21 protein-coding genes and 2 pseudogenes are annotated in these 22,587 nt (G+C 68.9%); 10 read left to right on the top strand and 13 right to left on the bottom strand.

Going from position 1 to position 22,587, the window contains the following annotated elements; all coding sequences use genetic code 11:
* Positions 1-287: 287 nt before the first annotated feature.
* A pseudogene (locus ACWD3C_RS24970) lies at positions 288-416 on the top strand (IS3 family transposase); the annotation flags it as partial.
* 219 nt (positions 417-635) lie between these two features.
* Here ACWD3C_RS24970 and ACWD3C_RS24965 read toward each other — a convergent pair.
* The 3 genes from ACWD3C_RS24965 to ACWD3C_RS24955 form a co-directional block, all read right to left on the bottom strand.
* Complete coding sequence (locus tag ACWD3C_RS24965; RefSeq protein ID WP_451147472.1) at positions 636-2,495, bottom strand: 2OG-Fe(II) oxygenase; 1,860 nt, start codon at positions 2,493-2,495, stop codon at positions 636-638.
* A gap of 900 nt (positions 2,496-3,395) precedes the next feature.
* On the bottom strand, positions 3,396-3,812 hold the full coding sequence (locus tag ACWD3C_RS24960) for a PIN domain-containing protein (protein ID WP_451147470.1): 417 nt from the start codon (positions 3,810-3,812) through the stop codon (positions 3,396-3,398).
* Positions 3,809-4,051, bottom strand: a complete 243-nt coding sequence (locus ACWD3C_RS24955; protein ID WP_451147468.1) for a type II toxin-antitoxin system VapB family antitoxin — start codon at positions 4,049-4,051, stop codon at positions 3,809-3,811. Before ACWD3C_RS24955 ends, ACWD3C_RS24960 begins: the two co-directional genes overlap by 4 nt.
* A 356-nt stretch (positions 4,052-4,407) precedes the next feature.
* Here ACWD3C_RS24955 and ACWD3C_RS24950 point away from each other — a divergent pair, with 356 nt between their 5' ends.
* Together ACWD3C_RS24950 and ACWD3C_RS24945 are read left to right on the top strand one after the other, a co-directional pair.
* On the top strand, positions 4,408-6,492 hold the full coding sequence (locus ACWD3C_RS24950) for a hypothetical protein (protein WP_451147466.1): 2,085 nt from the start codon (positions 4,408-4,410) through the stop codon (positions 6,490-6,492).
* Positions 6,493-6,616: 124 nt separating this feature from the next.
* Positions 6,617-7,336 (top strand): UPF0158 family protein, encoded by a 720-nt coding sequence (locus ACWD3C_RS24945; protein ID WP_451147464.1) that lies wholly within the window; start codon positions 6,617-6,619, stop codon positions 7,334-7,336.
* 1,603 nt (positions 7,337-8,939) lie between these two features.
* Here the strand turns inward: ACWD3C_RS24945 and ACWD3C_RS24940 are convergent.
* Entirely contained in the window at positions 8,940-9,287 is a 348-nt protein-coding gene (locus ACWD3C_RS24940; RefSeq protein WP_451147462.1) for a winged helix-turn-helix transcriptional regulator, read from the bottom strand.
* An 82-nt stretch (positions 9,288-9,369) separates the two neighbouring features.
* Between ACWD3C_RS24940 and ACWD3C_RS24935 the strand changes: the two genes are divergently transcribed.
* Together ACWD3C_RS24935 and ACWD3C_RS24930 are read left to right on the top strand one after the other, a co-directional pair.
* Entirely contained in the window at positions 9,370-10,206 is an 837-nt protein-coding gene (locus tag ACWD3C_RS24935) for an MBL fold metallo-hydrolase (protein WP_451147460.1), read from the top strand.
* Entirely contained in the window at positions 10,203-11,087 is an 885-nt protein-coding gene (locus ACWD3C_RS24930; RefSeq protein WP_451147458.1) for an alpha/beta hydrolase, read from the top strand. The genes ACWD3C_RS24935 and ACWD3C_RS24930 overlap by 4 nt, the downstream gene beginning before the upstream one ends.
* Positions 11,088-11,771: 684 nt before the next feature.
* On the opposite strand, the gene ACWD3C_RS24925 is transcribed toward ACWD3C_RS24930, so the two are convergent.
* From ACWD3C_RS24925 to ACWD3C_RS24915, 3 genes are all read right to left on the bottom strand, one after another.
* Positions 11,772-12,131, bottom strand: coding sequence for a hypothetical protein (locus ACWD3C_RS24925; protein WP_451147456.1), 360 nt, complete (start codon positions 12,129-12,131; stop codon positions 11,772-11,774).
* 504 nt (positions 12,132-12,635) lie between these two features.
* Positions 12,636-13,610, bottom strand: a complete 975-nt coding sequence (locus ACWD3C_RS24920) for a YihY/virulence factor BrkB family protein (RefSeq protein ID WP_451147454.1) — start codon at positions 13,608-13,610, stop codon at positions 12,636-12,638.
* A complete protein-coding gene (locus ACWD3C_RS24915) occupies positions 13,598-14,131 on the bottom strand; it encodes a hypothetical protein (protein WP_451147452.1) in 534 nt (177 codons plus the stop codon). Before ACWD3C_RS24915 ends, ACWD3C_RS24920 begins: the two co-directional genes overlap by 13 nt.
* A 116-nt stretch (positions 14,132-14,247) precedes the next feature.
* On the opposite strand from ACWD3C_RS24915, the gene ACWD3C_RS24910 reads away from it, so the two are divergent.
* Both ACWD3C_RS24910 and ACWD3C_RS24905 read left to right on the top strand, forming a co-directional pair.
* Positions 14,248-14,403 (top strand): DUF6131 family protein, encoded by a 156-nt coding sequence (locus ACWD3C_RS24910; RefSeq protein WP_451147450.1) that lies wholly within the window; start codon positions 14,248-14,250, stop codon positions 14,401-14,403.
* A 1,285-nt stretch (positions 14,404-15,688) separates the two neighbouring features.
* Entirely contained in the window at positions 15,689-15,976 is a 288-nt protein-coding gene (locus ACWD3C_RS24905; protein ID WP_451147448.1) for a class I SAM-dependent methyltransferase, read from the top strand.
* Here the strand turns inward: ACWD3C_RS24905 and ACWD3C_RS24900 are convergent.
* Both ACWD3C_RS24900 and ACWD3C_RS24895 read right to left on the bottom strand, forming a co-directional pair.
* Positions 15,963-16,592, bottom strand: a complete 630-nt coding sequence (locus ACWD3C_RS24900) for a hypothetical protein (protein WP_451147446.1) — start codon at positions 16,590-16,592, stop codon at positions 15,963-15,965. The two genes, ACWD3C_RS24905 and ACWD3C_RS24900, sit on opposite strands and share 14 nt — an antisense overlap.
* A 556-nt stretch (positions 16,593-17,148) precedes the next feature.
* Positions 17,149-17,331 (bottom strand): hypothetical protein, encoded by a 183-nt coding sequence (locus ACWD3C_RS24895; protein WP_451147487.1) that lies wholly within the window; start codon positions 17,329-17,331, stop codon positions 17,149-17,151.
* Between the two features lie 37 nt (positions 17,332-17,368).
* Between ACWD3C_RS24895 and ACWD3C_RS24890 the strand changes: the two are divergent.
* From ACWD3C_RS24890 to ACWD3C_RS24880, 3 genes and pseudogenes are all read left to right on the top strand, one after another.
* Positions 17,369-17,617: pseudogene (locus tag ACWD3C_RS24890) on the top strand (peptidase inhibitor family I36 protein); the annotation flags it as partial.
* A 103-nt stretch (positions 17,618-17,720) separates the two neighbouring features.
* Positions 17,721-18,695, top strand: a complete 975-nt coding sequence (locus tag ACWD3C_RS24885) for a hypothetical protein (protein WP_451147444.1) — start codon at positions 17,721-17,723, stop codon at positions 18,693-18,695.
* Positions 18,653-19,153, top strand: a complete 501-nt coding sequence (locus tag ACWD3C_RS24880) for a peptidase inhibitor family I36 protein (protein ID WP_451147442.1) — start codon at positions 18,653-18,655, stop codon at positions 19,151-19,153. Before ACWD3C_RS24885 ends, ACWD3C_RS24880 begins: the two co-directional genes overlap by 43 nt.
* Positions 19,154-19,171: 18 nt before the next feature.
* Here ACWD3C_RS24880 and ACWD3C_RS24875 read toward each other — a convergent pair whose 3' ends face one another.
* From ACWD3C_RS24875 to ACWD3C_RS24860, 4 genes are all read right to left on the bottom strand, one after another.
* A complete protein-coding gene (locus ACWD3C_RS24875; RefSeq protein WP_451147440.1) occupies positions 19,172-19,930 on the bottom strand; it encodes a class I SAM-dependent methyltransferase in 759 nt (252 codons plus the stop codon).
* Between the two features lie 81 nt (positions 19,931-20,011).
* Positions 20,012-20,620, bottom strand: coding sequence for a hypothetical protein (locus ACWD3C_RS24870; protein ID WP_451147438.1), 609 nt, complete (start codon positions 20,618-20,620; stop codon positions 20,012-20,014).
* Positions 20,617-21,885, bottom strand: a complete 1,269-nt coding sequence (locus ACWD3C_RS24865) for an MAB_1171c family putative transporter (protein ID WP_451147436.1) — start codon at positions 21,883-21,885, stop codon at positions 20,617-20,619. Before ACWD3C_RS24865 ends, ACWD3C_RS24870 begins: the two co-directional genes overlap by 4 nt.
* A 10-nt stretch (positions 21,886-21,895) precedes the next feature.
* Positions 21,896-22,579 carry a hypothetical protein gene (locus tag ACWD3C_RS24860; protein WP_451147434.1) on the bottom strand — a complete coding sequence of 228 codons (684 nt, stop codon included), beginning with the start codon at positions 22,577-22,579 and terminating at the stop codon, positions 21,896-21,898.
* Positions 22,580-22,587: the final 8 nt, after the last annotated feature.

The raw sequence follows: 22,587 nt of genomic DNA, 5'->3' as shown, positions 1-22,587 counted from the left end.
AGACTGTGACGGTGCCTGTCGCGAAGGCCCCTATCGGGACACGTCCCCTGCCCGGCGGCAGCGAGTACTGCTCCAGCAGTGGCCGACAGATCAACGCCAAGGCAGCAACGCCAGTCGAAGCACGGGTCAGGCCACCGCCCGGAGCGGCACCTGAGCATCCTCACAGTCGAAGCACGGGCCCACCCGTGTCGACGACGGCCCCCCCCGCCCCACCGGCGGCACGCGTTACCGGATCGTTTCAAGGTGTACTCGGTGGATTCAAGCTCGCCGAACACCGCGACGCGGACGGTATCGCGGCGAGTATCGGATCAGTCGGAGATGCATACGACAACGCCCTGATGGAATCAACGACCGGCCTGTACAAAACCGAGTTGATCAAGCTTCAGCGCCCCTGGAAGTCGCTCTCCCAGGTCGAGGTGGCCGGGCCCGCGCCTGGCTGGCCGAGGAGGGTTATTGCCCGAGGCTTCCGGCGCTGCGGCAGACGGCGTGATCCTGTCCCGCACGGCCGGAGGAATCGGCCCTTGTTCCGCTGGGTATTGCAGAGGCTGACCAGACGTCTATCTCACTTCAAACCACGGCCGACGGTTCATCGCATTCGCCAACAACGTCTCACGGGCTCAACACGGCCCAGCGGGCTAGGCGTTCCAGGTCGAGGTCAGCCATGTCAGGTCGGCTTCGGCCTGGCGGCGGGCGGTCCGCTCGCGGGTGAACAGCTGCTCGGTCTTGGTCAGCACGAGGGTGTACGGGCGTCCCTGCCGTCTGGTCTGGTGGTGCACCGGGAGTTCGGCTGAGTCGATCTTGGTGTGCACGTGCCGACGCCCGTCCTTCGCCAGCGGCCATTCGAGGACTCGCCGCGAGCGGGAACCAACGAACGTCTCCAAGGTCACGCACAGTTCGCAGCCGCAACCGGTCCAGGCGATCGACCAGTCGTCCGCGGCGCGCGGCTGTCGTGCGGCGATCGCGCGGAGCCGGTCCGCGCAGTCGCGCGCGACCGCGTCGAGCCCCGCCGCGCGTCGGGCGTCCGTCGGCAGCGCCTGCGCCGAATGGCGCAGCATCGGCATCAGGCATCCCAGCACCGTGTCCGTCTGGGCGCGCAGCGCTGCCAGGATCTCGGCCCGCTGCTCCTGGTCGGCCGCCTGCAGGATGCGTTGCAGCGGCAGGCCCAGCTCCTCCAGCTGGGAGCGGCGGATCTCGGCCGGCCTGTTCGTGGACCACAGCCGCAGGTCGCCGGCCACCGCGGTCCAGGCCCCGGTGAGCAGCAGCCGTGCCACCGCTGTATCCGGGTCGGAGGAGCGCAGCGCCGTGCACAGGTCCGGCAGGCTCTCGGTCCACTCGTACCGGTGTGGTTCGTAGCGGTACTGCGGGCCAAACCAGCCGTCGACGACCTGGCGCAGCCACGCGGTGCCGTACCGCTCGGCAGCCGCAGCCAGCCCGTCGGCGTGTTCCGGCCCCAGCGCGCTCACCCCGAACGGCTCCAGCAGCATCGCCGCGGTCTCGGCCACACCCAGGCCCGCGGCCACGTGCAACGCGCAGTCCAGCAGCTCGGGTTGGGCTTCGGTGTGCTTCCAGAACGGGGCGAGGGACTGTGTGGCTGTGCGTGCCCCGTCCAGGTCTCCCTGCTCAATGCGGTCGCGCAGTTCCTCCAGGGCCCATCGCGTTCCGGCCTCGCCGCGCGCCGCGAACGCCCGCTCGCGCGGCCACACGACAACCGCGGCCCTCCTGTACCACCGGTCCAGCGTGTTGCCGTAGTTGCCCATGTAGCCCTCGTACTGGGACTCATAGGGTGTGAGGTCCGTGCTCGGGGTGCTGGTACAGGACTCGTAGTCGTGGACGTACAACGAGATCGGCTCGCCGCCGGTGCCGTCCGGGCCGGTCCACCAGTCGAGGGTGATTTCGTCGTCGATCAGGTCCTGAACGACGTAGTCGTCGTCGGTTGCGGGGGTGCCGTCCTCGTTTTCGTCCTCTTCGTCGTATCCGTAGTAGTCGTCCCAGGGGGCGTCCTCGGTGGGGTAGGCGTCCCAGGTCTGCTTGACCTCGGCGAGGGCGAGCACCGATTCGCAGCGGGCCTGCCCGGCGGCGGCGCGCAGCAGCGCGGCGCGCTCGGCGTCGGCGCCCTTGAGGCGCTCCCAGCTCAGGCCCCGCTGGGTGTACTCGTGGTCGAGCAGATACACCAGCCGGTTCGGCGGGTCGAGGTCCCGCGTCGCGTAGCGCTGCCTGGCGGGGGTGCTGAAGTGCTGGTCCAGGCAGTGCGCCAGGTCGGTGAACGGACCGGCATCCGGCGTCGAAGCACCGGGCTTGGCAAGCAGGTTGAAGGTGAGGGTCACACGGTACCCGGATCGGACCGGGGTGACCTCGTGCCGGCAGTCGGCATAGAAGGCGACGAGGGCCAGCTCCGTCTTCGAGGCACGGTAGGTGCTGCGCTGCCCTGCATGCTCGATGACCAGTTCTCCGCCGGTGTGCGCCGAGGGTAGGGAGAGCACCAGTGTGCCCACCATGGCGTCGTCCTTCTCCGAATCCTGATGGGGAGGAAGAACTGGCCCTTGCCGTACACCAGCAGCGCGTGCGGCTCGGCCCGCAGTCGGGCCGTCGCCGGGAGCCCGAGCGCGTCCCGGAAATGCTCCAGCGCGCCACTCAGCAGCGTCGGCCAGGAGGGGTTGGCCAGGGTGATCTGATCCGGCGAGATCTGCCAGGTGTCGCGGACGCTGGTGTCGCTCAGCGTTTCCTCGCCCCGGCCGAACAACGCCGGGCGCGCCACCGCGATCAGCTTCTTCGCCTGGGGTGCGCGCAGCGGAAGACTCACCGGCCCGACACCGGCCACCTCGAGCCCGAGACCGTGCGCGGGTGCCTCGAGCTGGGCGCTGAAGGCCCTTGTCGACTTCAACCCACCGAGCAGCTCAGCCAGCCGTTCCCTCGCATACCCCGCCACGCGTGATCTCCCGCCCCGTCCGGTGTGCCACCCTCGGCCCGATCGTAGTGCTCGGAGAGACCGGAGACGGCGTGTGCTGCCGGGGTCTCCGGGCCAGGAGAGACGCCTGGCTCCGAGGTGCGGTCAAATCCACAGGGCGCAGGGCTCACGTGCACGCGCTCCCCCGAGGCAACAGGGCGCCTCCGTCACCTGATCCAACACCTCACGCGGTAGTGGGCCGTCCGCGTGCCCACCCCGCGCCGCGGGCAGCTTCACCAACACGACCACGACCTGGGGCGCGACTACCGCAGCCGTGCGGCCCGATCATTGCGCTGCCGATACCACAGCGCGAGCGTCACATCTCGTCACCGTCGGAACGCTCGAGCCCTGCTCGCGAGGTCCACGTCGGGTGCAGGGATCTGAGACTCGCGGCATGAACGGGCCGTCGGATCCCTGTCTGGGAAACGCGAGGCCCCTCACCGCGGTCGGGCTACCGGTCCGCGGTCCCGGGTGGTACGACCCACTGCGTAGGCTGTCCGGTGATCGAGGCGATCATGTCGAAGTCGCCGTCGTAGTGGAGCACGGTCGCGCGGTGGCGTTCAGCGGTGGCGGCGATGAGGAGATCCGCCATGGACAGGGCGCGGTGGAAACCGCGCTCCAGGGCGGTGCCTTGAACGTCGAGCACGCGGTCGAACACCTCGTCACCGCAGTGCAGAAAGTTGAAACCGCGCAACAGGAAGCGAATGCGGGCCATGTCCGGCTTGTTCCGGGCGCTGTAGACCATCTCCCACTCCACCGCCGCGCAGGTCGCCAGGACGCCCCGGTCGCTGAGGTCGTCAAGGACGGGGGCGACGGAAGGGTGACCCCAGCGCGCGAGCGCCGACTTGTCCGCGAGGTAGTCGGTCACGCAGCGCCCTGCGCGGAGCGCTGGAGAGTCCCGTCGGCGTTGCGGGGGCCGGTGCTCTCGACGATCTCACTCAGGTCGAGGTCGCCACTCTTGACCGCGTCCGCGAACTCCTGGCGCAAGTGACGCTTGACGGCATCCTCCATAGCCATGCGCACGGCCTTCGCTTTGGTCTTGGCGCCGTAGATGCGCATAGCCTCGGTGACCATTTCGTCATCGAGGTCGATGACAGTTCGAGCCATGTGAGAACTCCTTTCAGGCAACGGTTCCATCGAAAATGATACCTCATGCATCACTGAAGAGATATCGTTTCTGGTGTTCGCTGATCAGGGGATCGACCTGGGGGCGTGGATCGCGACGGTGCCGATCGAGTTCGGCCAGGAGGACGTGCCGTTCTATGTCGCGGGTCCGTACGACGATGCCCGTCCGTCGTCCGGACGCTCGAAGCCGCGGTCGGCGAGGGTGACTACCACTACATGCTGCGCATAGGGTAGAGGGCCGCTCGTCCTCGGCTGCGCTGCGCGTCGCGGTTCGGCGGTAGCGTGGCGCGGCAAGGAAAGCATCAAAGCTGCGGACAGGTTGGGCGAAGTTCATGCGGATGCGGTTCGAAGCCGGGGCCGAGGAGGAGTTCGAGGCGGCTTGCGGGCTGTTGGTCGCCCGCCTGGTCCGGTGGGCCGGGGAGCAAGGTCTTCTGGTGGACGGGTTCGTGGCCGAGACAGCGCTGGATTACCGGCACCGGGCGACTGCGGACGGTCGGCTGGGGTTGTGGGAGCCGAGGCATGTGGAGGAGCTGCTGCTCTCCTGGTTGCCGGAGCAGGTCACCGAACTTCCCGAGGAGGAACGTGCCGACGCCCCGGGTACGCTGCGTGCGCTGTTGCGCTATCTGCACGCCGCGCAGTTGGCGGACCCGCGCGGCCCTGCACTTGAGGACTCCCTCGCCGCGGTCGACGTGGTCGCGGAGCGGTATCCGGCGGCGATGGCGGACCGTACCCGCTGGGGACTGGCGAAGTTCTGGGCGATGACAGCGGCCGAGCAGGGCGTGGACGTGCTGGACGGGGCGGCGTTGCAGCGATTCGCGGAGCGTGCTCAGCGCGGGGAGGTCGGATACGACCAGCAGGCCCTTGATGCGATCATGGAACGGCGGTTGACCGGCCGTGCTCTGTCCAGTGTGGCTCGGGCGGAGCCGCAGCTGCCCGTGGTGCTGCCCCCGGACGACGAGCTGCGCCGACGGGCCGAGGTGTCGACGATCGTGGGGCAGCTGCGCGGGCTCGCCGAGTGGGCGGGGCGCGACGGCCGTGCGGTGACGGCGGCTGGGCTGCTGCGGATGGCCGATGCCCGTGAGCTGGTGGACGTGCTGGGTACCGGCGACAAGGCCGAGGGGGTGCGCTCTTCGGCCGATCTGCCGCGGCTGGGGTTGCTGGTGGAGTGGGCGAAGAAGGCGCGGCTGGTCCGGGTGGTCAAGGGGCGGTTGTATGCGGTGGCCAGGGCTCGGCCGGTGCTGGCCGACCCGCTTCAGCTGTGGCTCCGTGCTTTCGAGGCGTGCTTCGAGCTGAGGCAGGCCCTGATCGGGGCGCGCAGCGGCTGGCACGTCGAGTCGATGCTCTTCGATGCGTACGAGGATGTGCTGGAGGACGTGCTGAACACGCTCTACAGCCTGCCGTACCCGATGCCCTGGCCGCAGCTGCGTGACTCCGTTCACCTGGCCTACCGGGCCCGCTTCCAACTCGACGGCGGATTGGACATCCAGCACCGGATGTGGTTCGAGCACGCCGATCGGGACCTGCGCACGGTGCTCGACAGGCTGGTGGACCTGGGCGCGATCAAACGTGATCGGGGGATGGCCGATCCAGTGTTCCTCGATGTCGACCTCGCCGCTGAACCCGAGTTGCCCGAGGGCATGCCGCCGGAGCTCGCGGAGCTGCTGGGCGCCGCAGGGGCGGCGCCGGACCCGGCGGCGCAGGAGCGAAACCGCCGCCTGCGTGAGGAGCTGACCGCCGGACCGGTGGAGCTCATCCGTCTCACCGAGCTCGGTACCCGGGCGGTACGGCAGCGGTTGCTGGCGGTCGGCCGGGACGCACCGCTCGTCGGCGAGCTGGCCCATGCCCCGGCGGCGGGCCTGCTGGGTGTGCTGGCCGACGACTACGACCCGGATGCCGCCCGCGTGGAGCTGGCCGGCTGGATAGCGGCCCGCGGCGAGCGGGATGCCGCACTGCGGCAACTGACCGAAGCAGTACGGTCCATACCCTTCCGGGTGCGTGCGCAGGCGATGCTCGCCGTACTGCTGACGGGGTTGCCGGAGGGCGAGGGCGAACGGCTGCTGCACGGGCTGCGCGGCGACCCGGTGCTGGCGCCGCTCGTGCTGACCGCGCTGGCGCACCATGAGCTGCTGTCCCCCGAGGACATGACCGATGCCGAGCATCTGCTGGTGCTCGCCGAGAGCCTGCTCCAGCTCGTGGAACTGGCGGGCGGCGGGGACCGCGCAAAGGAGGTGCTGCGCGCCCAGGGCCCCGATGCCAGGGACGCAGTTGCCTCCGCACTTGATTCCGCGCACCCGGACCGGGCCGGACTCGAAGAGCTCGGACAGCTGGCGGCCCGGGCACTGCGTACTCCTGCCACCCGCATCGTCCGCGCCGGGAAGCGTCGGCGCACCGCAGGCAAGAGCGGCCGTAAGCGGCACCGCTGACCAGGGCATGACCGCCTGGTCATGAAGGCGCCAGGTGAGACCGGCACTGGCACGGCGTCGGGCGGTGGGAGACCGGTGGACCCGGCATCGTACGTCCCCGGTGGCGCGCGCTAGCGTCGGGGTCGTGGCCGAGGGATGGGACGAGGAAGGGCTGCGAGCCGTACGAGGCGCGCTCCACGCTCAGGACGGGGTGGCGCTGCTTGCCGCGTTGCGTCGTGGTCCCGCGAGTGAGGTGCTGCAGTTGGTCGGCGATGGTGTGGCCGGGGCCGCGGCGCTGGGCCTGCCGGGGGCTGCAGAGATGGCGGCCGCGTTTCTCGGCGCACTCCGGGAGCGCGGCTTCCGTGGCGACGAGGAGCTGGCGGACCAATTGCGCGCGGCCACGGGAGACGCGGCGATCCCCTTCCTGCGCCCGCTCGCGGTCGATCTGGAGATGCTCGCCATGCTGCTGGAGGGCGATCCGGCTGAGTCGGGTGGCCGGATCGATCTGTCCACCGGGGAGTGCTGGCCGGCGTTCACCGACGAGTTGGGGACTGGGCTTGAGGCCGAGGAGGCGGACGATCCCGATCGATGGTTGTACGTGCCGGCCCTGGGTTCCCGGGCCGGCTACCGGGACATGGAGCTGTTCATCGACGGGCTCGGCGACGCAGACCTCGCGGACCGGCTGCGGATCGCTGTCCGCGGACGCGGCGCCTTCCGGCGCTTCAAGGACGTCCTCGCCCGTGACGAGCGCGCCTGGCGCCGGTACCACCGGTTCGGCGATGAGCGACAGCGTGGCCGGGCCCGCGCCTGGCTGGCCGAGGAGGGCTACTGCCCGAGGCTCCCGACATCGCGGCAGACGGCGTGACCCTGACCCGTGCAAGGGCCGGAGGAACCGGCCCTTGCGCCGCTGTACTCCAGACGGAAAGACCGCCGGGCCCCTGGAGCGCGAGGACGAGAGTGTGGACGTCGGCCAGGGTGCCGGGATGGTCTCAGTCGGCCATCGCCGGCGGCGCCCGCTCCGCGGGAGCTCCGGCTCCGAGTCGCGCTTTGTTGACCGCCTACAGTCCGACCTTGGTCGACAAGAATCGAGCGAAGGCTCCACTCGACGGCCCCTGGATGTGCGGACGTGACATGGATGGGAGGCCAAGGGGAGGCCGGACGCCTTTGGACCAGATGGACGCGATAGCAGGGGTCGGAACGCCGTGTGTGTTCTGAACAGCCAAAACCGGAACCGGTGGTACGGGGCGGCACCCCGCGTCACGATCACTGGTGTTCTCGTAATGCGTAGGTCTCGGGTTCGAATCCCGAAGGCGGCTCCGATGTTAACCCCAGGTCGAACCTCTGACCTGGGGTTTCTTGCTTCTGTTGACCTTGGAATCGCCGTAAATCGGGTGCTCGTGGCACGTGCATCGTAATGCGTAGGTCGCAGTTCTACTTCCTGTCGCGCGCGAGGGACTCCAGCGCTGTGACCTGCGAGTTTGGTGAACCAGTTCGTTGGATCGGACTCGCCTGCAGGGGCTCCGGTGGACAGCCGGTGGACAGGCGTGCAGGGTCACGTCGTCGGAGCTTCTCGTTGGTCCCGAGCATCGTGGATATCTTGCGTGGAAGCGCGAGGTCGGTCGGCGTGATGTGGGGTTGTGGTGTTCCTGCAGTCCGCAAGGCGAGCCTTGGCGGTTGCGGTTGCGGTTGCGGTTTCCGAGGCCGAGACCGAGGCCGACGCGTCGAGGTCGAGGTCTGCGTGGCGGACGTGGTTCTGGGCGCCTTCGACTCGGATTCCCCTCCGGCCACCGGCATCGACGTGGATGTGGTTGTGAAGCCCTCCTGTGCGAACGGAACGTGGTGACAGGCCGTTTGCACAGAAGTCGCCGCGGTGCCGGGAATGTTGCCGCCGCCTGCCCGCATTCCGGCATCTCTCCTGGTGAAGTGCGGCCGGTACGTCGGCGGAGCCGCCGAGCCCGATCAGGTACTGGGCGTACGTCGTGACGGTGGACTTGGTGACGAGCTTGCCTTGCAGGGTCTTCTGGGCCGTGGCTCTCTTGCCGTCGAGGACATTCCCGGCGAGGCTGATGGCCTCCTGGCCGAGAGCGTGGATAGTTGACGCGTGTGGGGCGACTTGTTCCTGCCGCGCCCGGCCCGGGATGCCTGGCAGGCGCGGGTCCCTGAGCCGACCGAGGTCGACACCCCACGCCGGCAAGCTCGTCGACCACAGCACCGTGCACCTCATCGAGTGCGCGGACCGCGCGCCGGCGCTGCTGCCGACCGGAAGCTGCGGAGGCTGTGCACGCCGATGGGGGAACGAGAACACCGCGCTCACCGCGGGCTCCGGATACGAGCCCGCCTCCTGGCCACCGGGAACACGCGGTCATGGCCTTTTCCGGACCGTCCGGACCGCCGTCTTCCACCGTGCGTGTACCTGTGCGGTCGCCGACCTGGCCGGGGATCGGCGGCTGCTGCCTGTGAGGCAGGGTTCATGCCGGTGGCGCGGGGCGCGTGGGGTGGGTGGTGGCCCAGTCGCAGATCGCGGCCAGGGGTTCCCGGAGGGTCTTGCCGAGTTCTGTGAGGGCGTACTCCACGTGTGCGGGCGGGTCCTGTTTGAGGACGCGTCGCTCCACCAGCCCGTCCTCGGCCATGCCGCGCAGCGTCTCGGTGAGCATTTTCTGGGTGATTCCCGGCAGCCGACGGCGCAGTTGGGCGTGGCGCTGCGGGCCGGCGAGCAGTGCGTAGACCAGCAGGACGCGCCACTTGCTGCCGAGTCGCTCCAGTGCCTGCCGTGTCGCGCAAGCGGGTTCGAGTATGTCGGGGATGACCAGCGCCATGACGGTGACGGTTCCTTCCGTGGAAGGGCACTTCCAAGTGCCTTCTGTCCCGGAGGCGTTGCACGCCTCTAGCGTCGGGCTCATGACCGATCTTGCCATCCACACCCATACTGCGGACGAGTCCGGCATCTTCGCCAACGCCCATCTGCTGCAGACCCCGCACGGCGTGGTACTGATCGACGCCGGGCTGCGGGTCACCGACGGCCGCACCATCGCCGAGCACGCCGCCGCGCTGAGCGGCCCGGTCCTCGCGGCCTTCGTCACCCACGCCCACCCCGACCACTTCAACGGGCTGCCGTACGCGGTCGGCGACGACGTACCGGTGTACGCGAGCGCGTCGGTGGCCAAGACCATCGCGGAGATCGCCGAACCCAAGCGGGAGCAGTGGCAGCCGGTGTACGGCGACGAGTGGCCGGACCGCCACCGGGTACCGGAGCGGACCCTGGACGACGGGGCCACCGTGGAGCTGGGCGGGCTGCGGATCACCCTGCACGAGCTGGGCGTGGGGGAGAGTCACGCCGACTCCTACCTTCTGGTCGAGGCCGGCACCGAGAGGGCGGCGTTCATCGGCGATCTCGCCTTCGGTGACCTGATGCACCCCTACACCGCGGACGGCCATACCGGCGCGTGGCTGGCGCTGCTGGACCGGCTGGAGCAGGAGCTGGCCGCGGTGCGGCTCCACCCCGGGCACGGCGCCCCCGGCGACACCGGGCTGCTGTCCGCGCAGCGCCGGTATCTGCTGATGTTCCGCCAGGCGGTGCTCCGCATCGCCGACGGCCGCCCTTCGTTGACGGATGCTCAGAAGGCCGAGCTGACCGGTCTGATGGAGGCGTTCTTGCCGCAGGCGGCGCTGTCCTGGATGGTGGGCCTCGGCGCTGACGCGGTCGCCCGGGAGCTGGCCGAAGGGGCGGAAAAATGACAGTCGTGGAGCGGATCACCCTCACGGTGGACGGACCGGGCGACGGGCTGGTACTGGTCGGGCAGCTGCGGTTGCCCGACGGGCCGGGGCCGTTCCCGGCGGTGGCGCTGACCGGTCCGTTCACCGGGGTGAAGGAGCAGGTCACCGGCGCCTACGCGGAACGGCTCACGCAGGCCGGATTCGTCACCCTCGCCTTCGACCACCGCGGCTTCGGTGCGAGCCAGGGCAGGCGCGGCCACGAGGACAGCCAGGGCAAACTGGCGGATCTGCGGGCCGCCGTCGCCGCGCTGGCCGCCCGTGCGGAGGTGGCCGAGGACCGCATCGGCCTGGTCGGCATCTGCCTGGGCGGCGGCTACGCGGTCAAGGCGGCGGCCACGGACCCCAGGGTGCGGGCGGTGGCCGGGATCGCGGGGGCCTACAACAGCCCGGCACGGTTCGCTCAGGGGATGGGCATCGACAGCTACCGCACAGCCCTGGCCTCGTTCCTGGACCGCTACGACGAATCGCTTCCCGCGGTCGCCCCCGACGGCGCCGAGGCGGCGATGTCCGGCGAGGAGCCGTACGCGTACTACGGCACCGAACGCGGCGCCGCACCGTCCTGGGCCAACGAGGTCACCCGGGGTTCGCTGCACTCGCTGATGACCTTCGACGCGCTGGGCGCCGCCGATCTGCTGGGCGCCACCCCGCTGCTGATCGTGCACGGTGAGACGGACGACTACTGCTCGCCGGACCTTGCCCGCGTGATGTACGAACGCGCCACCGGGCCGAAGGAGATCCGCTGGCTCGACTGCAAGCAGCACATCGACCTGTACGACGCGGAACTCCATGTAGGGCAGGCCGTACAGACGACCGCGGACTTCCTCCACCGCCACCTGGGCTGAGCACGCCCGCGGGCGGACATCCTCGGGTAGCCCTGTAGCCCTCGTCGGGTTCACCGCATTCCAGCACACGAGCTGGAGCTGTCGGCGAGCGCGTGAGCATTGCGTGAGCGGACAGTGCGGCACACGGTGGACTGGGCGTCATGCGGGATCTTGGTCACACGTCTCTGACCAAGCGAAACAGGATCTCGTGTCAGGTGATGGCACCCACTGGCATGATCTTGCAAGCCCTCGTAATGCGTAGGTCTCGGGTTCGAATCCCGAAGGCGGCTCTTTTTGAACCCCAGGTCGGGTCTCTGACCTGGGGTTTCTTGTTGTTCGTGTTGCCTCGTCCGGCGGAGGCGCAATATTCGACCTACGTAACGTGATGCGTAGGTCAGAGGTTCAGTGGCGAGGGTGATCCATAGGATTGATTGTGCTTATGTGCCCTGACTTGCTGTTTTCGTGGATTGGCTGATGCCTGGTCAGTTCCGGCTGCTTGTGGGTGCGCGAGGGGAGCGCGTCAGTGCACCAGTGGTGCGGCAGGCGGTGTGTACGGCGGTCGGGCGAGCGGCATGTGCCAGGCGTGCTCAGGTTGTTGATGTCGGACAGAACTTGCGAGCTGATGGCAGCCGCGGCAGGGGTCGGGGGACTCCCGCTTCCGCTTGTGGGTGTGTGCGGTGTGAGCCGGTCGGCGAGGCGGCAGGGTCAGGCGATTCCGGTGCCGCGCAGCAGCAGTGCCACGTCCACCACCGCCACGGCGACCGCTGCGGCGAACGCCGCCCGCTCCCAGCGGCGTCCTAGCACCGTCCCCGCCACCGCGACCAGGACGGCCACCGCGAGCGCCGCCACTCCCCACCTGCCGGGTGGTCCGGCGGGCCCCAGCGCCAGTACCGCGGACGCGGCCACCAGCGGCACCGGCAGTAGCAGCCGGGCGCCGTCCGGGGCAGCCGTCCGCTGCCTGGCCGCCGGGCGACCGGAGGAGTACGAGAGCGCCTGGGCCCGGCTGACCCGGCGCCACAGGCTGCTGACCGGGGCCCTGCTGGCCGCGAGCCGCCGTCCTGGCACCGCCCGCCTCATTGTTCCCGCAGCGTCCCGGATGCCCCCGGTGTTCTCAGCCGCGGTCCACGCACTGCAGTGAAGATCACCAGTAGCATCCAGGATCGCCGACAGGGCCGGAGTGCCCGAGCGGCTGTGGGCCACGGCTTTCGCGTTGTGGGCCCAAGTACCGTACAGGGCACCGGATATGCGCGCGCCGCCACGCTTTGAAACCGTCCGCATTCTGAGACTGGCGGCTTCGGACCGCCTGCCGCACCGCGAGGGCTACGCTGCTGTACGGACGTCCCGGACTCCCGGCGCCACCGCGTGCGCTTCCGGATGGTCTTCCGAACCGAGGCGTCATGCCCCTCCCGCAGCTCACCGTCTACCCGTCATGTTCCCCAACTGGCGCCTGTCCGACGTGGCCCTGTCCTTCATCGACGGCTCCGAAGCCCTCCCCGGCCTGGTCGCCTGACACCGTCGCCGAGGCGGTAACCGCACGCAGCTGCCCGAGCACGAAGAACCACGCTCAGATCACGGGCCGTGCTTCTGAAGGCGCGGAGCCGCTGGTGCGCGGCTGCCGGCTGACGCCCTCTGTGATGCGGCCTCGGCTGCGGGGCTGATCCCCGCTGGCTCCGGGCCCTCGCCCTCGGCTGTCTCGTCGGACCGCACCGCTGTTCCCGTTGCTGTCGCTGTCCACGCGGCGCAGTACAGCAGCAGCCTGGCCATGAGGTTGATCCACAGCACGACGGCGACCGGTACGGCGAAGGCGCCGTACATGCTCTTCGCGGCAACGCCCTGCAGGTAGCCGGTCAGCAACCACTTGAGCAGTTCGAAGCCCGCCGCACCGATCAGCCCGGCGACCACGACCGCACGTCGGCCGGGATGTACCCGTGGCAGCCGGGTGAGCAGGTAGACCAGCAGCAGGAAGTCGACGACCAGGGCGATGGCCAGGCCGGCGAAGAACAGCAGGGCCCGTCCCGCCCCGTTCTCGATCCCGACCTTGTCGGCGGCCCAGCCGACGGCACTGGTCGCGAACACCGAACTGCCGATCGCGACCAGTCCGACCGCGCCGAGGCCGACCAGCACCACGGAGTCCTTGAGCTTGAGCACGAACGGATTGCCCGGGTCCTGCTCCCTCTCCCACACCGCGCGCAGGCACCCGCGCAGGACGCCGACCCAGTTGATGCCGATCATGAGCAGCAGCGCGCCCGCGATCAGACCGACGGATCCGGCATGCGCGACGAGACTGTCCAGGTCCAGCAGGTCGGAAAGGCCTGGTGCCTGGTCGGCGATTTTGTCCTGGAGTTTCCCGAGCTGGCCGTCGCTCAGCAGCTTGGCGCCGATCGCGGCGCCCACGGTGATCAGCGGAAAGAGCGCGACGAAACTGGTGAAGGTGATGGCGGCGGCGAGCCGGGCCCAGCGGACGGCATCCAGCCGCTCGTACGCCCGCCAGGCGTGCGTACGCATCAGCTTTCCGATCACAGGCAGCCTTCTCAGCCATTCCATGAGGAGCGCTCACTCTCTGCGTACCCGCCGTCACCGTGCCCGGCAGGTCGGCCGAGGTCCGTGTCGAGGCCGTCTGCGGGATCGTCAGCGGGGAGCGGCTCGGCGGTGGAACCGGTGCTGCTTGTGGCGGGGCGTTCGACCAGGTCGGCGGGGCCTGCGTCCTTCCTCTCCGCCTGCGCCGTCTGCGCCGCCTGCGCGCGGGAGGTGTCGCGTTCGTTGGTCAGGCCACCGCGTTCCTGTTCGGCTGCGGCAGACCCGCGCCGGGACGGTTTGAGCCCGCGATGTGCGGTGCGGCGGCGAGTGGTGCGGCGTGTACCGGCCAGGATCAGGCTCAGCCCGAGCAGCGCCGCCGCCCCGACGACGATGCCGCAGAGGAAGAGGGTGCCGGTGGAACCGGTGACGTCGACACCGAAGACGGAGAATCCGCCGGTGAATTCGTGTGCGCTGCCGCTGTTGGAGAGAACTCCGGCGACACCGATGACCACCGCGGCGACGAGGATGACGAGTCCGAGGCTGATCATGGCGCGCTCCTGGGATCTACTTCCTCTCCCCACGGTGGAGCCGTTCTGCCCGGCAGGCCACCGCCACAGGTTGGGTCTACCCTGAAGTTGAGGTAGGTGCGAGAACGGAGGACGCCATGATCATTCTCGGGGTCATCCTGCTCATCATCGGTTACATGGCCAGCATCGCCATCTTGTGGACCATCGGGATCATTCTGATCGTCATCGGAGTCATTCTGTGGATCCTGGGAGCGGTCGGGCACGCGGTCGGCGGACGTCGGCACTACTGGTAGGCCCATGAGACGCAGCGCCATGGTCCCCTTCCGGTTCTTCTCAGCACTGCCATCGCGCTGATCATCATCGGCACTGTCGTGGACGGCATGCTGTACCTGCTCTCCACCGGCGTGCTGCTCCTCGTTGCCGCCGTGCTGTACCTGCTCGTGCGCTCGGTATCGCGCTCGCGCCGACGCCCGGTCCACTGACGTGTGGCGGTAGAGGGCGGACCGCCACTCCACATGCCACATGTGGTCGGCAGTACCCCGGGGCAAGATCGTGAACTTCAGGCCGGGGAATTACGCGCACGTCCACAGGACCAGCGTTCACGGTGTCCGGGGCAGGGTTGGAGTGATCCTTGAGGTTCCTCGGGTTCACCGTTATGGAGCGGGGCCGGTCGGCAGCCTGCCAAGATCAGATTCTGTGAGCGCATCCTGTACTGGCCTGCTGCGGCCGTGCGCGACCGTCTGCCGGAGTCCACCTGTCTGGCGTAATGGGAAGTGAACTCGGCTTCGTGACGGGGGTGTTGGTGAGACATGTCCGTTGACCGCAGCTGCCCGCCCCAACCGGTGCGCCTTCTGGCGCGGCAGTCGTGCGCGTGACTGCGATGCGAGCGACCGGTTGGATCCCCCTGATTCCAGAACACAGCCGCCGCAGTCCGACCGGTGTGGTGTACGCACCGGCTTCCTGCGGCGGCTGTGCTTCCTGCGGGGAGGACGGTGTCACCGACCGGCCGGCGCTGACATGTGCAGCAGCCGTTCGGTGATCTCCCGGTACTGCCTGAGCGCGATCCGTAGTTCCTCGGTCTGCGCACCGGTGTCCTGGTCCTGCCAGCTTGCGCGCAGGACGCGCCGTCGTTCTGTGAGGGTGTCGGTGAACTGGGTGGCGACGTCGTCGAAGACGGTGACCCCTCTTCGACCGCCTGGCGCGGACTGTCGACGAAGGTGCTCAGAGCCTGTTGGAGGCGGAGGGTGAGCTTGTCCCGTTCACCCTGCGGGACCAGCTCCGGGCCCGCCTTGCGATCGGGGCCGTCGGCGTTGGTGCCGGGCTCACGAGAGGCGTGCGCGGGTTCGGTGCGGGGTGCCTGCGGGGCGCGCTGCATCGCGGGGTCCGGGCTTCCGGCCCGGGGGTGCCGTGCGTGTTCGGCGTTGTGCGACATCAGGTGCTGCTTCCCTTCGCGTGGCGTTGGTTCAGTGCCTGCGGCGCGTGGCCGCGGTCGTCGGGGGACAGCGGACTGTGCCGGTCGAAGTCGATTGCTTGTTCGGTGACTAGTGCCCTGTGAGGTTGAGGCTGTGCAGGTGGGGGATGGCGAGCATGGAGTGCTGGACGCCGGAGGCGGTGCCGACCCGGCATGGCACCGTGTCTCCGCACAGTCTGGTCCGCACCGAGTACCTGGAGCGCGCCCTGCCGCTGGTTGCCACCGCCGTATCGTCCAGTCTGGGCGCGTATGTCCATGTCGCCGAGTCCCTCCGTGCCTGGCCCGATCCGCGCGCCCTCGCCCGCCGCCTGCAGCGGGCAGCCTGGGCCGAGGTCGCCTGGCGCAACGTCAGCGGCGGCGTCGTCGTCCTGCAGTGGGGCGTCAAGCGTCGCTAGCCGTTGGCGCCACTCGCGTACAGGCACGGAGCACGGACGCTCCGACCGGGGTGAGGGTGTGGAGCACTGTCGTCGCATGCCGACTACTGGTGATCAGCCCCGCGTCCCGCAGGGCGGTGGCGTGTCTGCTGGCCGATGACGCGGACACCCCCGCAGCCCGCGCGATCTCCCCGGTCGTGGCCCCGGACGCCGAGACACACAGGGCGGTGGCCCGGGTCCGCCCGAGCAGAGCGGTCAGGGAGGCTGCGGGGGAGTCGTCCAGGGGGCCCCGGATGTCCGGTGGCGGGGCGGTCGGCTCATGGAGCAACGGGTACGTCAGGACCGGCGGGAGCTCGGGGTTGGCGAGGCTGACGGGGCGCTGCCAGCAGAAGTACGACGGGATGAAGAGCACCCCCCGACCGTCCAGGCGTAGATCCCGGTCCACGGCGGGGTGGTAGTCGACGTGCAGGACGGGACGGTGCCAGCGCATCGTGGGGCTGAGGCCGGCCAGCATGCCCTCGACACCCCCGTCCAGAAGCCCACGGCAACGCGTGGCACGCTCGGTCTCGACGCAGGCCTGCATCTGGTCGCCGTACGGGGCGATGGCGGCCTCGTGATAGGCGCGCAGTATCCGCACGAGTTCTTTGCGAGTCCGTGACTCGGCTAAGCGTGGTGCCCATGAAGGGGCTCCGACGACGCGGTCGAGGATGGCCATTTCCTCCAGGACCCGGCGTGGTGGCGTGGCCAGGATGGCCTTCAGTCCGGCGTCGAGCCCGTCAGCCGTCTGGACCGGAGTCAGGAAGTCCGGAAAATAGGCGGCTCTCGGAAACAGCGGTAGCAGTATGGTACGAAGGGCCTGCTCAAGCCCTTTCTCCCGCAGTCGGTGGCGGACGGTGCGATACCACCCGGCATAGGCCCAGCGGCCCTGTCGTGTCTGCAAACGGTGCAGGCTGGCGGCGATCTCCCATAACGGGTCCGGCGCGGCGGATAACCGGGTTCTGGCCAGGTCGGCGTCACTGAAGTGGATGCGGAGCATCTCGTTCTCCCCCGATGAGCTGAGCTTTTGCGGTCAGCCGCAACAGCATTGCTCTGTGAGAACTTCTGCGCAATGGTGGAGCGTACAGATCGAGCCCCTGATGCGCATTGTGGCCCGATTCGGCCTGCATGAGTATCAGCCAACCTGGAGGGGAAGATCAGTTGAAGAAGGCGACGAAGCGGTTATTCGCCATCGCGGCGGTGGTGGTTCTGCCGCTGGGTGGTCTGGCCGGTACGGCTACGGCCAGTTCAGCGAGCGATTCGGGAAACAGCAGTGGATACGTCTCGACTGCGGCACCCGTCAGCGCAAAGGCCGTCGCCGCGGCACCGCCCGGGTGCACGGCGACGAACGTCTGTTTCTGGAACTACACCGGTTACTCGGACGGTCCCGGACGTCTGTCCGGGACCAACTCGAACTGGGCTGTTTTCCCGCACAGTAGCTGTCCGGGAGACGACTGGGAGAACTGCGCCTCTTCGGTCTACAACAACGGGACCAGCTGTAGCGCTGTGCTGTGGACCGGCCGGAGCTACGGCGGGGCCAGTCTTACTCTCGGAAGGGGTTCAGGTCAGACGTATCTGAGTTCCACGATGAACAACGCCATATCGTCCAACAGTTGGCGCTGTTGATCGGGCCGATCGCGACTGGCTGGTGTCCGTGACTCGCCGATTCACGGACACCAGCCATGCGCACCCGCATGGCCAACCCGACCATTCACCGAGGGGCGCTCAGATGGCACGCGGCCAGAGACCGAGTGGCGGCAGTTTGCTCTCCTGCGTGGTAGTGGGATTCCTTGCTCTCGCGGGGTGCGGGGTGTCCGGGCCGGATGCCGCGGACGATGAAGGAAAGGGCTCCGGCCTCACTGAATCCGAGCTTGATCTGCTCACCCGGTCCGGCTCCTTTATCCAAGGTGAGCGTGCGCTCTTTCGAGCGGAATCGGAACTCATCACAGTGTGCATGGCGGACAAGGGGTTCCCGTACAAGGCCGGGAAATCCGATGCGGTCTCCGAGTCCTACGAGGACCAGCTGATCGGCATGGATGAGCGACGTGGCCAGGGGTACGGCCTCTATGTACAGTACTCCGATTCACCGGAGACTGAGGAGATGGGAGAGGAGGGCGATCCCCCGGCCTCGGGGCTGGAGAATGATGCGTATGTGGCCCAGTTACCCGAAGCGGAGGCGGCGGAATACCTGTATGCACTGCGTGGCGGAAATTCTGACCGTCGCGAGATGCGGCTCCCGGATGGTCAGGCGATTACCTTCTCGGGAAAAGGGTGTGAGGCGGCGAGCCGCGAGAAACTGTATGGGAGTCTGGACGAATGGGCGGCCGCCGAGCATGTCCCGCAGGCCCTCAACAACTCGCTCACGGACCGCGTGATGGAAGACCCGGGGTATTCGGCTGTCATGCGGAGCTGGAAGGAGTGCATGGGCGGAAAGGGATATTCCTACAAAGACCCCGATGACGCGTACCAGAAACTCAAAGGCGAGTACGGCGAGCGCGGCGCGACCCGGGCAATGCGGCAGCGGGAGATCGACGTGGCGACGGCTGACGGAACCTGTGCCCAGAGGATCCGCATCTCGGCCACCGTTCTGTCGCTCAGAAAACAGTACGCGGAATCTCTGTCCGCCGCCGACAAACGGGGCCTCCGGCAACTCACCAAGGTATGGGAAGTCGCGGTTACGAAAGCGCGGCAGTTGACCGATTGAGGCACGAGGGGCGCGGAACCAGATCTCGCCCCGTGCGTTTGAGCCGGCTTGGAGGAGGGGTCCAGTTGAAGAAGGCGACGAAGCGGCTACTTGCCGTTGCGGCGGGGGTGTTCCTGCCGCTGGGCGGTCTGACCGGGACATCTGAGGCCAGTACGGAAGCCGTCGCGGCAGCAAGCTGCCCCGTGGGAAATCTCTGTCTCTGGACGGCGACCAATTTCAAAGGGGAGCGGGTCCTGATAACAGAACCGAGGCCGGTCTCGGACTGGTCAACCTTGCACTCGCCTGCCTGTCCTGGCGGTTTGCCGACATGTGTGTCTTCGGCTTACAACAACGCAGTCAGATGCACAGCTGATCTGTGGGAACGCCGGAACTACTCCGGATCCAGAATTTCTCTGGCCAAGGGTTCGGGGTATAGCTACAACACGAAAAGCATCTGGTCCAACAGTTGGCGCTGCTGAAGTGTCCGGATGCGTGGCTCAGTTCAGTGTGCGGCGGAGGGGCTCTGCGAGTCCGGTGCTCAGTCTCCGTGCCCGGACGGCCAGCGCGATCGGGGTGGGTGTGCCGGCCTCGGTGAACCTCTCGAATGTCAGGCCGGCGTCGAGGACCGCGTGCAGTAGTTCGGGGAGTGGATGGTGGGTGGCGCCGACCTTGTCGCGTACCCCCTGGTCCGTCCAGGACGCCTTGGTCCAGTGACCGTCGAGGTAGCCCGGGCGGATCACCACCGCGTCGGGGTCGTGGCGGTAGGCGAAGCCGCCGCAGAAGCAGGGGTGGACGCCGACGTGTACGAACACTCCGCCGGGGCGCAGTACGCGGGTCACCTCTTGTAGTACCGCCGGGTACTTGGGCATGTCGGTGTGGACCATCATGGCGATGACGGCCGCAACGGAGCCGTCCCGGAGCGGCAGGCGCCCGGCATCGGCCAGAGCGACGGGTAGGCGGCCGCGGGCGTGCCGCAGCATCCCGGAGGACAGGTCGACGCCGACGGGAGTCCAGCCCAGTTCCCGGACGCCCGCGGCGTGTACGCCGGTGCCGCAGCCGATCTCCAGGCAGGTGCCGCTGCCCTCGCCGAGGAGGTCGCGGAGGATGCGGCCGAGGTTCAGGGGGTTGCCGGCCTCTCGCGCAGCCCCTGCTCGCTGTCCGCCGAGGAACTCCTCCTCGTACCAGTCTGCGATCTCGTCGTATGCCGCTCGCGGCGCCATGGGCTGCTCCCTTGTTCTGAAGCTGTTCTGCAGCATCGACTCTCCTGCTCGCAGGTGAGTCTTCCCAGGGAGGGGTGCAAGGCCTACGGGTTCACGGGCGGCGTAGTCGTCTCTCCATCACCGCAGTAGCTCGAACGTCACCCCCGCCACCACCCCGCCCAGCAGCGCCCCCGCCACGACCTGGGCCGGGGTGTGGTCGCGCAGGGCGATGCGGGACCAGCCGATCAGGGCGACCAGGGGGTAGGCGGCCAGCAGCCAGGGGCCGTAGTCGAGGGCGAGGATGGTGACGCTGCCGGAGGAGACGGCGGCGTGGACGGAGATCTTCCAGGCGAAGGTGATGGTCATGAGGATGACCAGGGTGGTGACCATCGCCGCGATGAGGGCGACCATGGCCGACGGGGCGTCCAGGAGGCTCATCAGCAGGGTGCCGGTCGTGACCGAGCAGATGATGAAGACCATGACCACGAGCCGCTGTTGCCGCACGCCGAGGTGACGGTCGGCCCAGGTGCCGCGCCGGATGCCGAGCTTGATGAAGAGCACCGGGATGACGGCTGCGAACAGCGCGCCGAACAACCCCCAGCCGACCCCGGTCAGTTCGCCGGCGTGCCAGCCGATGAGCAGGGTGACGACGAGGATCCAGTTCTTCGGCTCGAACCAGTCGGTGACGAGGCGGGCGGTGCGGGACTCCGGCCGAGCGGCGGAAACGGCGGTTTCGGTGCTGGTCACTGGGGGGCTTTCTCCTGGGCGGAGGGGCGGCTGTCGTGCGGGCTGGGGTCGCGGGAGATGGGATCGCGTGGACTGGGGTCGTGCGAGCCGGGGTCGGGTGGGCCGGGGGCGTGCGTGCCGTGGGTGCGGACGAAGTCCCGTACGGTGTCGTCGGCCCGGGCGTCCTCGATCCGCCGTAGCCATTGGGCCTCGGCTTCGAGGTCGAGGTCGAGGCCGAGGGCGGTGTCATCGTCGGCGGAGCCGGTGTCCCGGCGCTGGACGGCTTCGTCGGGGGCGCGGCCCGCGAGCTTGGCGTGGCGGGCGGTCTCGATCCAGCAGGCCTCCGCGAGGTCCCGTCGGGCAGTGGACGCGGCGGCTTCGGCGGCGTCCCGCTGGGCGGCGGAGACGTACGGCTGGAGGGCGAGGATCCCGTCGCGGATCTCCACGACTCGGCGGTGCAGCCGCATCCGCAGTTCCCGGCGGCGCAACTCCTCGCCCAGCACGACCTCGGGGACGGCCTCGGTCAGGTCCTGCCACAGGGGGTGCAGCGCGCGCAGGTACCGCCAGTGCCGGGCCGCCCGCCAGGCCACTCCGACGGCCGGGACGGAGCTGCCGACGAGTATCAGGCCGATGGCGGCGTGCTTCATCGCGTCGGTGACCGTGCTCGCGTCCGCGTCGCTGCCGGGCCCGGCCACCTCGGCGAGGCGCAGTACGAGGTAGACGGCGCGGGACAGTGAGTACGCCACCCCGACCGCCGTGCCCGCGCCGAGCAGCCGCAGGCCGGTGCGCAGCCAGCCCGCGCCCGCGTGGCGGCTGGAGCCCCAGAAGAGCCAGGTGGCCATGGCCATCGCGGTGCCCAGGTAGGCGAGCCAGACGAGCAGGTAGGCGGTGGCCGGGACGGAACCGGCGCTGCGGTCGAAGAAGTCCTCTGCCTCGGTCCGGCGCGGTACGAAGGCGAACAGTACGGTCAGCACGGCCATGGTCGCCCCGGCGGCGGCCATCCGTCGCCGTACCCCGGTGCGGTTGTGGGGCCGGGCGATGACGTAGACGAACTCCAGAACCGCGCCCGCCGCCGTGATGCCCAGGTACTGCTTCAGCAGGGTCGACAGGTTGTTGACGCCGGTGCCGCCGTCGATGGCGTGCATGATGGCCGAATGGCGCAGGGTCATGGCGAGCGTCAGCGCGGCGAAGGCGATCCACAGGGTGCGCTGCTTCGACGACCGTACGGCCGAGGGGGCACGCCAGAGGGCGACCATCCACAGCAGGACCAGTACCACGGTGGTCATACGCGCGCCCTCACGATCTGCGGTCCCAGGGGGTTTTGGGGGTTTCTGTGGAGGTGCGGATGGGATGGCCGAGGGCGTCGCCCAGCCGTTCCAGCACGGGGTTCGTGGTGGCCTCGCGGTCGAGGATGCGGTGACTGAGGATCGTCGCCAGAAGCTCGGCGTCCTTCTCCTCGTTGTCGCTGTAGCTGGTGCGCCCGAGGATGTGCAGCACCTGGTCGAGGTCGATCCCGAGGTCGTCCTCGTCGTCTTCGCCGTCCTTGCCGTACTCACTGCCGTACTCACTGCCGTACTCACTGGTCTCGCTGTCCGGCAGCAGCCTGGTGGCGTACGCGGGCCGGGCGGCGTCCGGCGAGCCGTGGCCGAGGAGCAGGTGGGCGAGTTCGTGCAGGACGATCTGGAGCTTGTGCAGGGCGCTGGTCGCGGGCTCGTAGAAGATCAGGTCCGCGCTCTCGGTGGCCACCAGGACCCCGCAGGGCATGCTGCTGTTCGGGGCGCCCTCCAGCGGGACCAGGCGCAACGGACGGCCTCGCTGGGCGGCGATGCCCTCGCACAGGGCGTCGAGGTCGAAGGGGCGCGGGATGGCGACCACGTCGGCGACGGCCTCGCAGCGGGCGCGGCGGCGCGTGAAGTACATGCGGTCCTCGCTGGCCGGGCAGACCTGAGCCGACCGGAAGTCTCGGGTGTCCCATGACATTCCGCGAC

Source organism: Streptomyces sp. NPDC002845 (assembly GCF_053591955.1).
The sequence above is the reverse complement of the archived record's forward strand: the minus strand, read 5'-3'. Positions and strand labels throughout refer to the sequence as shown.